The sequence below is a fragment of the Clostridiaceae bacterium HFYG-1003 genome (genome assembly GCA_024579835.1).
Lineage (GTDB): Bacteria > Bacillota > Clostridia > Clostridiales > Clostridiaceae > JG1575.
The window spans coordinates 2,137,888-2,152,338 of record CP102060.1 but is presented as its reverse complement, the minus strand read 5'-3'; the positions used below and the strand labels follow the sequence as shown (position 1 = coordinate 2,152,338).

The 14,451-nt window shown below is 51.7% G+C and carries 9 protein-coding genes and 1 other annotated feature; of the genes, 6 read left to right on the top strand and 3 right to left on the bottom strand.

What is annotated here, in order from left to right:
* Positions 1 to 42: 42 nt before the first annotated feature.
* Positions 43 to 276 (bottom strand): alpha/beta hydrolase, encoded by a 234-nt coding sequence (locus NQU17_09690; GenBank protein ID UUM10935.1) that lies wholly within the window; start codon positions 274 to 276, stop codon positions 43 to 45.
* A gap of 295 nt (positions 277 to 571) precedes the next feature.
* On the opposite strand from NQU17_09690, the gene NQU17_09685 reads away from it, so the two are divergent.
* The gene (locus tag NQU17_09685) at positions 572 to 1,759 is read left to right on the top strand and encodes an IS110 family transposase (protein UUM10934.1); all 1,188 of its coding nucleotides are present in this window, start codon (positions 572 to 574) and stop codon (positions 1,757 to 1,759) included.
* A 107-nt stretch (positions 1,760 to 1,866) separates the two neighbouring features.
* Here NQU17_09685 and NQU17_09680 read toward each other — a convergent pair whose 3' ends face one another.
* Positions 1,867 to 2,499: an alpha/beta fold hydrolase gene (locus NQU17_09680; GenBank protein ID UUM10933.1), complete on the bottom strand. Its 633-nt coding sequence runs from the start codon at positions 2,497 to 2,499 to the stop codon at positions 1,867 to 1,869.
* Positions 2,500 to 3,559: 1,060 nt separating this feature from the next.
* On the opposite strand from NQU17_09680, the gene fdhF reads away from it, so the two are divergent.
* Together fdhF and NQU17_09670 are read left to right on the top strand one after the other, a co-directional pair.
* On the top strand, positions 3,560 to 5,584 hold the full coding sequence (fdhF, locus tag NQU17_09675) for a formate dehydrogenase subunit alpha (protein UUM13497.1): 2,025 nt from the start codon (positions 3,560 to 3,562) through the stop codon (positions 5,582 to 5,584).
* Entirely contained in the window at positions 5,584 to 7,518 is a 1,935-nt protein-coding gene (locus NQU17_09670) for a 4Fe-4S dicluster domain-containing protein (GenBank protein UUM10932.1), read from the top strand. The genes fdhF and NQU17_09670 overlap by 1 nt, the downstream gene beginning before the upstream one ends.
* A gap of 305 nt (positions 7,519 to 7,823) precedes the next feature.
* Here NQU17_09670 and NQU17_09665 read toward each other — a convergent pair whose 3' ends face one another.
* The gene (locus tag NQU17_09665) at positions 7,824 to 9,272 is read right to left on the bottom strand and encodes a tryptophanase (GenBank protein ID UUM10931.1); all 1,449 of its coding nucleotides are present in this window, start codon (positions 9,270 to 9,272) and stop codon (positions 7,824 to 7,826) included.
* A gap of 147 nt (positions 9,273 to 9,419) precedes the next feature.
* Positions 9,420 to 9,702: a binding site (T-box leader), on the bottom strand.
* 951 nt (positions 9,703 to 10,653) lie between these two features.
* Here NQU17_09665 and NQU17_09660 point away from each other — a divergent pair.
* From NQU17_09660 to NQU17_09650, 3 genes are all read left to right on the top strand, one after another.
* Entirely contained in the window at positions 10,654 to 11,808 is a 1,155-nt protein-coding gene (locus tag NQU17_09660; GenBank protein ID UUM10930.1) for a CHAT domain-containing protein, read from the top strand.
* A 14-nt stretch (positions 11,809 to 11,822) separates the two neighbouring features.
* Positions 11,823 to 13,190 carry an amidohydrolase gene (locus tag NQU17_09655; GenBank protein UUM10929.1) on the top strand — a complete coding sequence of 456 codons (1,368 nt, stop codon included), beginning with the start codon at positions 11,823 to 11,825 and terminating at the stop codon, positions 13,188 to 13,190.
* A gap of 210 nt (positions 13,191 to 13,400) precedes the next feature.
* Entirely contained in the window at positions 13,401 to 14,435 is a 1,035-nt protein-coding gene (locus tag NQU17_09650) for a leucine-rich repeat domain-containing protein (GenBank protein ID UUM10928.1), read from the top strand.
* Positions 14,436 to 14,451 lie beyond the last annotated feature (16 nt).

Sequence of the window (14,451 nt, the reverse complement as noted above, 5' to 3'; positions counted from 1 at the left end):
GTTATGCTTCTTATTTATTAGGCTTAATTTATCTGACAGGATTTAGAATTTACCGGTGAAGCGATTGATGAGGATATTGAATAGATCTGGCTGGTCGATGAAGTTGAGGTGGCCTGCGTCAGGAATGATCGCCAGGCGGGCATCCGGGATCGCCAGCTGATAAGCTCTCATTGTTTCAACGGTAATTTCATCGTTATCGCCAGAAATCAGCAGGACTGGAATGTTAAGGCTGCCTAGCTGGGGGGTAAGATCAAAATCTCGCAGATCTCCGGTCAATTTAATCTCACTCGGCCCCTGTAATTTTCCGTATACCTCCTAGAATAATGTTGTAGTAGTTAATAGGTTTTTCGTAACTGTAATTAACTGCCATAATATAAGCATGCAGAGTGAGTGTCGCCGGCTCCCACCTTGAGGTTCTTCCTCGTTTATGAGAGTGGCGCCTCACCTCTTGCGGCAGTTCACGAATGAGCTGGATGTTGAGACTTTTGGGTCTTCTCCGTCTGTCCAAGGAGGTTGTGAGCCGCCGGAGCGTGAGGGTTCACCCTGTAAATCTTGATCTTAGAGGTGTTCTATGTACTATCTTGGCATTGACATCGGCAAGAACAACCATGAAGCAGGTTTCATCAGGGAGGATGGCAGCCATGTGGGCAAGTCTCTGCGCTTCACAAACACCCAGGAGGGCTTCGAGAAGCTCACCCAGTTAATTCAGGATCGCCTCCCACAGGATGAAACCTTCTGCATCGGGATGGAAGCCACCGGCCATTACTGGCTGGCGCTTTACTCATTTCTGCATGAACAAGGCTATATTCTGCACGTGATCAATCCGATCCAATCCGACAGTCTTCGAAACTTCCACATCCGTCAACAGAAGACTGACGCGGTGGACTGCTTCTTGGTGGCCGAAGTCATCCGCTTTGGCAAGTTCACTGAAACTCACCTTGCGGATGAGGATATCCTGATCCTTCGCAATTTCGCTCGTTTTCGTGAATCTCTGAAAGACTCCTGCGCAAACTATAAACGCCAAGTTATCACAGTCCTGGATCAGGTATTCCCGGAATATGACAAGCTCTTCTCGAATCTGTTTGGCCAAAGCTCCAAGGCCTTTCTAAAGACTTATGGAACTCCTGAACAGGCGATGGAGGTTGACACCGATTCTTTGGCTGATTTGCTTAATAAGGCCAGCAGAGGTCGTCACAGCGCCGATAAAGCGCAGCAGCTCAAAGAGGCTGCATCCCGGTCAGTTGGCGTTACCATCTGCTCGGATGCCTTTGCCTTTCAGCTGAAGATCCTGATTGAGCAGGTTGAGTTCACAGAAGGCCAGCTTCATGAAATCGAAAATAAGATTGACACGCAGTTAAAGAAAATCAACTCCGTCATTCAGACGATCCCTGGTGTCGGGGCTGCTACTGGGGCTATGATCCTGGCGGAAATTGGAGACATCAATCGCTTCTCTACCCCAAAGAAGCTTGTCGCATTTGCAGGAATGGATCCCACCATGATGCAGTCCGGCAACTTCACCGGACAGCACAACCGACTCTCGAAGAAGGGCTCACCCTATCTTCGGCGGGCAGTGTGGATGGCTGCTGTATCCGCTTCCAGGCATGATCCGGTCTTCAAGGCCTTCTATGAGAAGAAACGATCCGAAGGGAAGTCCCATGGGACTGCCATCGGTGCTGTATCACGGAAACTACTGTACACCATCCACGCTGTACTGAAGGCTAATAAGCCGTATGAGGTTCGTCTGGATACCATCTCATAAGCTAGCCATCATAACTCTCCGATAGCCCACATCCCTGTGGGTCTTGTTGGCGTGCACTTATTTTTCAGATAAATCTTTTTGGGGAATTTCTTTTCAAAATCACTACCTCATTCAATTTTCTTGATGATCCCTATTGACATTAAATAGCTGGTCTCATAATTTGCAGTTGCCATCATTTCTCCGACAATTCGAGGCAGAGGTCTGGCCCGACAGCCAAAGACCTTGTAATACTCGAGAATTGCTCCCTCATACTCTTCGCCAAAATTGTTCTCCTGTTCAAGTCGGTCAATGGTATGCCGGACAGTTTCAGGGAGTCGAGACATATTTTTGCGGACATCCTCTGTAAAAGCCTGAGCGCTTAAGAAAGGGGAATTGAGGATCAGGGCAGTGACTTCAGCTGGTTTCTTATCCAGCACATACTTTGTGGTCAACCCACCACCCCAAGAAAATCCCATGAGTATTACCTTCTCCAGATCAAGTGATTTGATGACTTGCATCAGTTCCTCAACGAAATAATCCACAGTATAATCTTCTAAACTGTTCGCTTTTTCGGATCTCAAACTGCCAAGCTGGTCGTAAAGATACACTGGACGATTCTCTGACAAGCCTTCACCGGGCTCCAGGATTGAGCAGAAACCAGGTCCTCCGTGAACCACCAGGAGCGGTGTCCCAGGTTTTTCTTTGCCGAACACACCATACCAGATATTCTTGCCTTGGACATTGATCAAGCCTTCTTCCAAAATACTTCCCTCCTTCAGGACATTACTTTGAATCATGCTGTATACAATTAGTCGGATATACGGTGAAAAAAATATTGAAACGGCTTTCTGAATGAATTGTCAGCCTTCACCTTCTTTCAATCACCTGTCTGACTCGAACGTCACAGGGCATCAGGTTACGGGAAGATCCTCCGATTCAGTGCGGTTATCAATTGGCTTCAAAAATCATTTCCTGGTCGTCAAAGTTCCATAAATTAAGACTGATGCGAATTGAAGGGTCCGAATTTCAGCTTCATTATAACACAATGGATGACTGGCAAGCGCCTTTAAGAGGGGTTCAAACTGGAATCATACTTCAGCATAAATTTATTGATTTGCTCTCTCCCTCCTGTATATCGAACCGCACTCATGGCTGATTCAAAGCCCAGTCAGGATGAACCGGTATAATCCGGTAAACTGGGAGTGTTTGGATAGTTAAGGAATTAATCTATCGGTAATCATCGAACATCAGGAAATTGGCGTTTGAAGGAATTTTTGCCTCTGCGATACAGGTCGGGACAGGGACTAATATTAAACATTGAGAGATTTTGTCAGCGGGCTTCCCAATGATCCAGCACCTTTGCTAGTCATGCTATTGATGTTAAATCCAATCTGGCAATTTCCATAGTGCATGCGGCTCATTTTAAGGCTTTTGGTAACAGGCCAAATTATCGGGCTGATTCCCCGTTCAGAACGAGAGGCTGGGGAAAACGGTCATAATAAATCGCATTCAATTGATTCTGATAAAATCCTTCTATTATTCAAGAATTCAGGATAAAATGGAATCAAACTTTATGAATCCGTTTACAGGCGTATTTTCGACTTGCCGGGATTCTCCTAATAAACGTGAATGACATTGCAGAATCAAAGAATGGTGAAGGAATAAAGGCAGCGAATAATAGGCAGTGAGCAGGGGGAGCTCATAAAAAGGCAACAGATCAAGACCAGCTGAAGCTGATGTCAATTAGTGGCAACTGAAGTCTATCAGCCGAAGCGGCTGAGAAAATCATATAGGTTAAGGGAGGGATTTTTATTGAAACGGGTGGAAACTATTTGTGGCTACTGTGGCTGCGGCTGCGGGATTTATGTCAATGTAGCGGACGATGATACCGTGCTGGGCATTACGCCGAGCTATAATCATGTGGTCAGCCAGGGCAGGCTTTGCTCCAAGGGGTGGCATGGCTACGCGTTTGTCCGGGATTCCCGCCGCCTGGCGTCTCCTTTAATCCGTCAGGCGGACGGATCATTCCGGGAAGCCAGCTGGGAGGAAGCGCTGGATAAAGTGGCGACAGGCCTGAAATCTGCCATGGGGCACGGAGATAACACGGACCGTATCGGCCTGATTTCTTCCGCTCGCTGCACCAATGAAGAAAATTTCCTGATGGCCAAACTGGCCCGGGCCGGGTTAAAGACGAGCAGCATCGACCATTGTGCCCGTCTCTGACACAGCCCCACAGTAGAAGGTCTTTCTACATCTTTTGGCACCGGTGGTGCCACCAATCCAATGGATGACATTTCGGATGCCGATCTGATCCTGGTGATTGGCTCCAACACCACGGAACAGCATCCTCTGGTCAGTACTCGAATCTTTGAAGCGTTGGACCGTGGAGCTAAGCTGTATGTGGTCGATCCCCGCAAAATCCGGCTGACAGATTTTGCCCATGGGTACGCGCCCATTGAGCCGGGAACGAACCTGCCCATGATCAATGCCATGATTCATACCATCCTCAGGGAACAGCTCACCGATGAAGAATTTATCAGAACCCGGACAGAAAACTATGAAGAAATGAAGGAGTCGGTGGCGGAGTGTACGCCGGAATGGGCGGAATCCATTTCCCGGGTGCCGGCTGATACGATCCGCGAGTTTGCCCGGAAATATGCAGCGGCGGATAAGGCGATGATTCTCTTCACCATGGGGGTAACTCAGCAGACGACGGCCGTCAAAAGCATCCGTGCCCTGGCGAATCTCGCCATGATCACCGGGCATGTCGGGCGACCATCAACGGGAATTAATCCTTTGCGCGGCCAGAACAATGTTCAGGGAGCGGGGGATATGGGCGCTCTGCCGGATTTCCTGCCGGGTTACCAGCGTCCGGAGTGGCCGGCAACGAAAGAGCGCTTTTCCAGAATCTGGGGAGACTTTTCCTGCCTGAGAGGCAATAACATCATTCAAATGTTCAACCTCATCGATGAAGGCATAATGAACGCCGTCTACGTCGTTGGGGAAAACCCTGTGCTTTCCGACCCCGACCAGACCCATACCATCCATTGTCTGGAAAAGGTGCCATTCCTGGTGGTACAGGATATCTTTCTGACGGAAACCGCTCAGTTTGCTGATGTGGTTCTGCCCGCCGCCAGTTTCCTGGAGCGGGAAGGAACCTATACCAATACCGACCGCAGGGTGCAGATGATTCATGAAGTAATACATCCCATCGGCAAATCCAGGCCGGACTGGCAGATCATGATTGAAATTATGAAGCGGATCGGAATGGAGGTGGATTACCAGAATCCATCCGATATCATGGATGAAATTAACGTCGCGACGGATATCTACGGCGGCATTACCCACGATCGAATCCGGGAAGTCGGCATTCAGTGGCCCTGTCCGGACCCGACCCATCCCGGAACTCCGATTCTGCATGTCGGAGAGTTCAAGCGGGGCAAGGGGCTGTTTACCGTCAATGATTTTGAATTCCTGGGCGATCAGCGCAGCGAGGAATATCCGTTCCTGCTGACCACGGGAAGAGTCACCCATCAATATCATACCGGCACCATGACCCGGAAAGTCTGGACGCTGGCACTGGAATATCCCGAAGGCTTTGTGGAAATCAATACCAAGGATGCTAAAGATCTTGGCATCAGGGACCACCAGCGGGTTCGAATTACATCAGCCCGCGGCAGCATTGTCGCACCAGCGATGGTAACGGACCGCATCAATGAGAAGACCCTGTTTGTCCCGTTCCATTTTGCTGAATCCCCAGCCAATCGGCTGACGGGTCAGAATCTTGACCCGATTATCAATATTCCGGCCCTGAAAGTTTCAGCCGTACGAATTGAGGTGGAATAATGGAAAAAACGAAATTGTACACTTTGGACTCCGCCCGCCTGGATGAGGTGCTGAATCGGTGGAATCAGTCCAGTACCGTGTATGTTCCGACGGGCAAAGGCAGGGACATTCAACTGAAGCCCCTGGGGCAGGGAGAACGGACGGAAGACTATATCAATCTGACGCTTCCGGTGAAGGAAATGGTGTTTCAGCAGAAGGAAGGATTATTCCAGTGGCAGCGCAAGGAAGGCACCATCCAGGTGGAGGGACTGGCCCACCAGCATTCGAAAAACCGAATTCTTTACGGGGTCAGGGCCTGTGATACGTATGGCATTGCATACACCGACCGTTTTTTCCTGCGGGAATTTCCGGACCCGAACTATGGATCCCGGCGGGCCGACACAGCGATCGTTGCCGTGAACTGTCTTCGGGCTGGAAAACACTGCTTCTGCACGTCTGTCGGCACCGGTGTCTTTTCCACCCTGGGGCATGATCTGGCCTTCACGCCGATGGAGTCCTTCTATCTGGTTGAAGTGAGAACGCCGAAGGGGGAGGAGCTCATTGAGGCTGCGGCAGCGTGCTTCCAGGAAGTCGATGAAAAGATCCTGGAAGCGAAAGACGCCCTGCAAAAAACAGTCGAGGACTGTTTCCCGCTGAAGATGGATCTGACCAATCTGTGGGAGGACATGGCCAGGACCTTTGATGCCGATTTCTGGCTTGACGAAGCCAACGCCTGCATCGGCTGCACGGGTTGTACCAATGTATGCCCCACCTGTACCTGCTTTAACGTTGTGGAAGAAAAGATTGATGAAGACCAGGGACGGCGGGTCCGGTACTGGGATTCCTGCCAGAGCGCTCATTTCACCCGGAACGCGGAGTATCATAATCCCCGGGATGCAGTATCCCGGGTCCGCTACCGAATATATGACAAGCTGAAGTACATTGAGGAACGGTTTGGCTTTAAAGGCTGTTCGGGCTGCGGCCGCTGTACGGATGTCTGTCCGACTTATATCAGTATTATTGATATCATCGGATCGATCCAGAAAACAGCCCGGGAAAATCCTCAGGCCCCGGCTGTTCACCAGACAACCAAGCTGCGCCATGAGATCATGGATCGTGAAATCAAATCCCAAAACGGTCTGTTCACCCCGGATGTGGCGACCATTACCCGGGTCAGGCAGGAAACACCGGACATTAAGCGTCTGTTCATGAAGTATGAGGATCCGGAGCTGCATCGGCATTACGAGCACAAAGGGCAGTTCTTCCAGGTCACCGTATTCGGCGAAGGAGAGGTTCCGCTGTCCATTCCTTTTGGACCGGATCAGACCGATGAACTGGTCTTTGACTTCAAGAATGTCGGTTCCGTGACGGATACTCTCTTTAAAATGAAGGAAGGCGATATTGTCGGCCTGCGCGGACCCTACGGCAGGGCGTTCCCCTATAAGTCCCTGAAAGGGCGGAATCTGATTTTCATCGGGTCCGGCGTAGCCATGGCACCCCTTCGGACGGTCATCGAACCGGTCATGAAGCACGCAGAGGAATTCCGACAGATCTATGTGATGGCCAGTGCCCTTCAGTATGAAAAGCTGCTGTACAAGGATGAAATGAAGGAGTGGGCCAAAGTCCCGAACCTGACCGTCCTGTATGCCATCAAGGAACCAACGGATCAGGTCGCAGCCTACAAGGGTTACGTCAATGACCTGCTGCCTGGTCTGGATCTGGACTGGGCCAGTACCACGGCCCTGGTCTGTGCCTCGCCGGAACGGATTAAAAAAGTTGCCCGGGACCTGATGGATCTGGGGATGAAGCCGGATGAAATCCTGGTAACTCTGGAAACCCATATGCGGTGCGGTGCCGGAAAATGCGGCCATTGCAAAGTGGGCTCCCATTACATGTGCGTGGATGGCCCGGTGTTCACCTACCAGGAAATGATGGCACTGCCGCCAGAATATTGATTCTGTTCGAACTGAAGACACGGCTGGTTCTCCAGGGAACCAGCCGTGTCTTCAGTTGCAAGGTTGTGTCTGAGTCAACCTCTGACTCAGACGAGAGGCCTGCATCATACAGAACAGTCGAAATTTTCTGACTCTGTTCGGGACAGGATGCAGGGGCTGACCATGCCAGTCACCCAGCCTGACTGCAGAGCCCGTTTGACTGACAGTGCAGGATTCCCAATAGATACTGTCCGTCATGATGAATGAAACATTACAATGACCTGAAAGAACTCAAAGCAACCCCTCTCAGCCAGCAGGAAGTTCATCTAAAGACTGTCGCCGAAATCCTCCTTGAACTTGGCCACCAGGCGCTGCTGCCAGTCAGACACAGGCTTCAGCTTGCCGAAGAAGAAGCGCAAAACCTTGGGTTCCTCGTAGAAGGATAAACCGCCGATCAGGCTTCGATTCTCATAGAGCCAGTGGATTCGGTCGATGGCATACTTGAGCTGAGACAGAGTGTAGACTCGCCGGGGGATTGCCAGACGAAGCAGTTCCATGGAAGAGAGTGTTTCGGTGCCGTCCTCGCCTCGTTGTTCGGATAGGGTACCGCGCTCCATTCCACGGATGCCGCTCACCAGATAGAGGGCAGAGGCCAATGCGCCGGCCGGGTACTGCTGCTGGGGAATATGCGGTACGAACCGCATGGCATCCAGATGACAGCCAAGGCCGCCGGCCGGCATGACGACCGGAATTCCGCGCCGGGCGAGTTCATCTGCCATGTAAGCAATGAACTTTGGTCCCTGATTGATCATATCCAGATCCATGGTCTCATCCAGACCAACGGTCATGGCTTCCATTTCCCGAACAGACATGCCGCCATAGGTCAGGAATCCTTCATACAGCGGAATCAGTTCCTGAAATTTTCGGTAAGTTTGCTCATCCCGGATCACAATGCCGCCGCCGCGGGCAAAACTGAGCTTTCTGGCTGAGAAGTAGATGATGTCACAAAGATCGGCAATTCGGCGGGTGATCTCCGCGATGCTCAGATTCTGGCACTGCTCCTCCCTGATTTTCATGAAATAGAGGTTGTCGGACAGAAGGCTGGCATCCAGAACCAGCGGGATTCTTTGACTCCGACAAATATCTCGGACCTGAGCAAGGTTCTCCAGAGAGAAGGGCTGTCCCCCAATCAGGTTGGTACCCGCTTCCATTCGGACAAAAGCGATTTTTTGCGGCCCGTTGTGTTCGATCAGGCGGTTGAGTTTCGAAAGATCCAGATTGCCTTTAAAGGGGTGGCTGCTTTCCACTTTTATTCCCTCATCGGTAAAGATCTCCTCGACAACTCCGCCGTTGAGCAGAATGTGCGCCTTAGTGGTAGTGAAGTGATAGTTCATGGGAACGATGCTGCCTGGAGTCACCATGACTTTGGAAATGATGTTTTCACAGGCCCGACCCTGATGAGCCGGCAGGAAGTAGTCCATGCCGAAGATCTCTTTGATTTTTTGCTCCAGCTTGAAGTAGGTTTCGCTGCCGGCATAGCTGTCGTCTGCCATCAGCATCGCAGCCTGCTGGCGATCGCTCATGGCGTTGACCCCGCTGTCGGTCAGCATATCCAGGAAGACATCCCGGTTTCTGAGCAGGAAGGTATTGTTGCCGGCTTCGGTCATGGCAAGGAATCGCTGATCCACATCCGGCAGATAGAGTTTCTGGATAATCCGGACCTTGTGCATCTCCAATGGAATTTGTTCACCGCTGAAAAATCTGACTTCTGACATTTGCTGTTCACTCCTCATCTGTTCGTATGATTATTTGCTTGCATGTGTATTTGTTAGAATTATTGATTGTCTGTATAAATATTGGGGCCATATTACTACGGATCGGTACATGAAATCAAAAAAGCCGTCCCTTGAAACAGTTAAGTTTCAAAGGACGGCTCTAATAATCCGTGGTACCACCTTTCTTCATCCGGATCCAGAAGATCCAAACCTCAGCCGGAATACTCAGGTCACGCAGACCAAAGATACCCGACAAGCCCTGTAACGGTGGCTGTTCCGAATCTGCCTACTGCAAGGGGGGATCACAATCTCGCCTTGTTTTGGAGAATCGCTCCCGAGTGTATTCAAATCGACGGTCCTGCACCTTTCACCATCCGGTTGCTCTCTGTTAGGCTGGGTCGATTTTACTGGTCTCGTTCATAGCGCTGCATAATTTACATAATCATACAAACAAGAGTGATGAAAGTCAACGGTTTTTTTCAGGAAATTTCCGGATGATTGATCGCAAACGTTGACCAGACAGACAAGGCGCGTATCGATGCATTGGCAAGGCGGTTCAGGCTAAGCTGTTCAGGTAGTAAAGACAATGGGCTGGATGTATGATGAAGGTGTAATCACCAAGAGGGCAATCGATGCGGGATATTTGTGCAAAGTAGAGCATACGGATGATACTGATCAAACTGGTGAGTACTCCGCTATATAAAGAGATCACGGTGAGAAACCTCAACACAGTTCGAAAGATCGGGCAGCTGATGAAGGAAAGGCAGCGGTTCACTAAGGCATCGTGTGAAATTTCAGAGGGGAGCCATTACTAAGCCCGCAGAGAATACTAGGTAAAACCGGTGTGTTTCCGCTCTGATTCTGAGTTTGTGTGACCTGAGTTATTTTGAACAGGGTATTTTTATCAAATATAAGAAAAAGAACCGAAATATAAAAATACTAATAATACTGGGAAAGGTATGATAATAAATTCATCATATTTGACTCCATCTTATCGAAGATCTAATATTAAATATCAAAACAATAATGTGATTCAATTATTTGAGATGAGCCTATCATTCAGAGAAATAATGGATGGAAAAAGTAAACAGCCATGGATGTCATGTCAGCCGATTTGGAGTCGACTGAATACGGCCGGCTGACCCGGACGTAGTGCCGGTTTTTTCGTTTTTCCGGAAAATTTGGAAACGTCACACGAGTGATGGAGAAAAACAGCCGAGGCGATAAAACCAGCTTTTATCACCAACTGAACTGTGCAGGTTCAGAAGCAGAGTCTGGGCAATATTTCCATTTTCATTTCGTTCGCTGAATTTTTCGCAGTTGCCGGAACAAAACATGACCATTATGGCCGGGTGGACCATCGTGAACTGGAGGTGTCCATATGATCGGAGGATTTTTCCGCAAAAGCGGTAAGTCATTGCCATGTGTCGTTCACATCACCATCGCCCGCTATTCCCCGGCATTGCCGAAACCGGGGGAGACCCTGAAATTTCTGATTTCCATCCATGTGGAAGGATCGGGCGTTACCTGGCAGCGGAATGTCACGGTGGATCGGGAAACGGAGAACAGGCTGCTCGATCTGACGGAGGCGTTGTACCAATGGAGCCTGAACGCGCAGCTGACGAGGGAGACAGCCCGGGCTTGTGCCAGAGAATTGGGCGGACTGCTGTATCAGCAATTTATCGGGGAGCGGGGGCGAACGATCCTGGAAGGACTTCATCCCACGGCGATTTTGCTGGATGTGGATGAAACCATTCAAAATCTGCCCTGGGAACTGATCGGACCCGGGGGAAACCCGCTGAGCCTGGAAATACCCTTTGGCCGACTGGTATCGACCCGGGAAATCCTGCGGCCCAATCGAGATCCTTTATCGGAAGATTCCTGCCTGCGCATTCTGGCAATGGCTGACACCAGCGGGGATCTGGCATCCGGGCAGAGAGAGCTTGACGTCTTGAATGCCCTTGAGGGAGAACGCCTGGGCTTTCGGATCAAGGTGGATGTCCTGGCGGCCGAAGCGGCCACCCTGGCTGAGTTCAGGCGCCGGATCGCGCCGGGGACCTACGATATCCTGCATTTTTCGGGTCATGGCAGTTTTGACCGGCAGGCACCGCAGCGCAGCGGATTGAAATTTTATGACGGCCTGTTAACTGCCGATGAGATCCTGAAGCTGGAATGGACCGCTCCGCCTTACTTTGTTTTCACCAGCGCCTGTGAGTCTGGCCGGACTTCCGGCGGTCGGCGGCTGGTCAGCCGGAAAAAACACTCCAGCGGCCTGGCTGCGGCCTTCATCGCAGCCGGGGCGTCGGCCTGTGCGGGCTACTATTGGCCGGTATCGGATACCGGCGCGGGAATCTTCTGCGAAATGTTCTACAATAATCTGTTTGAGCGGGAAAACGTTGGCCTGGCATTCCAGGAGGCACGACGCCGGACCCTCTGGGAACTTGAGGAAACAGGCGATCTGACAGGCAACAGCGCCATTCTGTTTGGCGATGCCGCCTCCAGTGACCGGCGCGACCTCTACACCATGTCCAAGTAAGGAGGCGAGGTCCCATGTCACACCATCAGATCCTTGATGTCCATTGCCATCTGTTCAATGGCGTCTATGCGTTGACTGAGCTGACTGCGGCCAGCTGGAACATCCTGAAGGGAACCTACCCGCAGGCTCCTCCGCAAGCCAGGGGAGCGCCGCGTTCTTTCCTGAGTCTGGAGGGGATCGGTGAATTTGCTGCCTATGCCGCCAGATTGCTGGAGGCAGCGCTGTCTGACTGTGAGGGCAATTACACAACTCAGCTGGACAGTCTGGCCGGATCTGCCCTGGCGGGCAGGGAACTGCTCTGCGCTCCCCTGATGATGGATATCTATTACGCGCTGGACAACAACGGCCGGGGAATGGACAGTCCCGAGGAAGCCCGTCTGCTCCCGGTAACCGGACAGCTCTTCACCGTTCAGGAGAAGGAACGGGCAGACTTTGCTCAGCATCTGGACCAGGTGCGGGATCTTGTCGCCAGGGAGCTGATCCGGATGAATCAGGGTGAGAAATTTCCGCAGGAGACTCGTGCAGACCCAATCGATCAGCTGGATCGGGAAATTGAAGCACTTCGCGAGCGCTGGCTCGGAATCCGGGAGGCTGTGCCCAAGGACAACGCTGACGGAATGGGGCTCTCCCCGGGCTATCAGGACCATATGGAAGCACTGGAACAGCTGGCCCGGTCCAGACCGGGATCCGTCTTCCCCTTTCTGGCCATAGATCCCAGACGACCGAGAATACAGCACCTGCTGGAACTCAAGCTCGCCGAGGGGCGAGGGATTTTTCGGGGAGTCAAGCTCTATCCGCCGCTGGGCTATCTGCCGACCCATCCGGCCCTGGAATCGGTCTATACCTATTGCCAGCGGTATGATATTCCCATCACCGTGCATTGCTCCCTGGGCGGCTTTGAGAATTTGCGGCGACAGAATCTGGTGGAGAGCTGGACCGCTCAGCCCCACTGGGAAAGCTTCACGAAAGTCCGCAAGACAAAGAGCCGGTATTATGCAAATCCACAGAACTGGCGGCCGGTACTGGAACGCTTTCCCGGACTGAGGCTTAATTTTGCGCATCTGGGCGGTTCCCGGGCCAATTCAGCCGGCGCGATCAATGAGACCTGGTTTGACACCATTTTGAGTCTGATGAGTGAATATCCCAATATCTATGCCGACGTGGCCTATGTCGCCAGTCCAAAGCGCCAGGCTCAGACCCTGGCCCGGATTAAGGAAAACGATCTTCTGATGCAGTGGGTCATGTTCGGCACGGACTTCATCATGCTGGCCATGGATCGCGAGCTGGGCGGCCTGGTCCGATATTTTACGAACTATGCTGGTATTGAGGAAGATCTCCTGTTCAATAATGCCCGTCGGTTTTTAAAGCTGGAAGATTCCTGATCTGGATCTTGCCTTCTGTGACTCCTGGTGGTGTGGTTCCTGACCTGCAGAGCATCTCAAATATTGCCGGAATAACAATGTACCTGATCCTGATCCGAATAGAGTAATGCGGGCGCTTCCCGGGGCAATGTCAGAAAAATCAGGGCCAGCTGCCTTTTACTTCACCGCACTGCTTCAACGAGCCTCATCCCGACGAAGGAGGGGAGGAACATGAAGGGATCTGACAGGATCACGTTCATCAGAAGGGCTTTCTGCCTGGCAGTGGTGAGTCTGTGGCTTGGACTGCTGACTTCGCCGCTCTGTCTGGCAGAAGTCCGTTCAGTCAACCCATCGGGATCGGACTTCAAGAAAATTCAGGCGAAGATTCAGCGTCCCGATTTATATATCCGGAATAATTTCCAATGGGAAATTACAGGCAAGGAAGCGGTCATTACCGGCTATACCGGGGAGTCGACGGAACTCGATATTCCGGCCAGTGTAACCGAGGGATCCATTGCCTATCCGGTCACCGCCATCGGCAGCAAAGCCTTCGCGGACCGGACCGATCTGATGAGAGTCGGGATCCCGGATGATATCCGCGTCATTGGGTCTTATGCCTTTGCCGGCTGCTCCGGTCTTTTGGAAGTGGCTCTTCCTAGGCGGCTGGAGCAGATCGGATCCTATGCTTTTGCTGACTGCCAACAGCTTGAGACAGTGGATATTCCGGCCGGGGTCAGAACCATAGGAATTTACGCCTTTGCCTACTGCGAAAGGCTGCGGGAGGCCTGGTTTCTGGGGGCTATGCCAGAGATCACCAGAGAGCGGGTGAACTGGAACCCGGTACTCCACGCAATGACTCCGGCTTCCTTGATCATTGACCGCCTGGGCGATCCGGTGGACTGGGCAGCCGTGTTTAAGAATAAATTGACAGAGAGCGACTTGTTTCGCATCTATTTCGCCGCGGGTTCCACCGGCTGGATTCCATCGAAAAACATCCGGCCGTTTTATCGGGTGACTTATGATCTCAATGGAGGAACCGGCATCCTGCCCGAGGACGCCGGACGTTATCAGGAGGGCAGTCAGGTCCAGGTTCTGGAGCCGGCCGGACTTTTGGAGAAACCGGAGCAGCAGTTTTCCGGTTGGAATACTCGGCCTGACGCAGCGGCACAGACTATCCCCCAGGCAGTTCCTTACCTGTGGCTCAGGAATCAGCCGTACTGTACGCCCGATGGATTCCGGCGGTTCTTGCCGCGGTTATCCGCCTGATCTTTGACCCGAATGG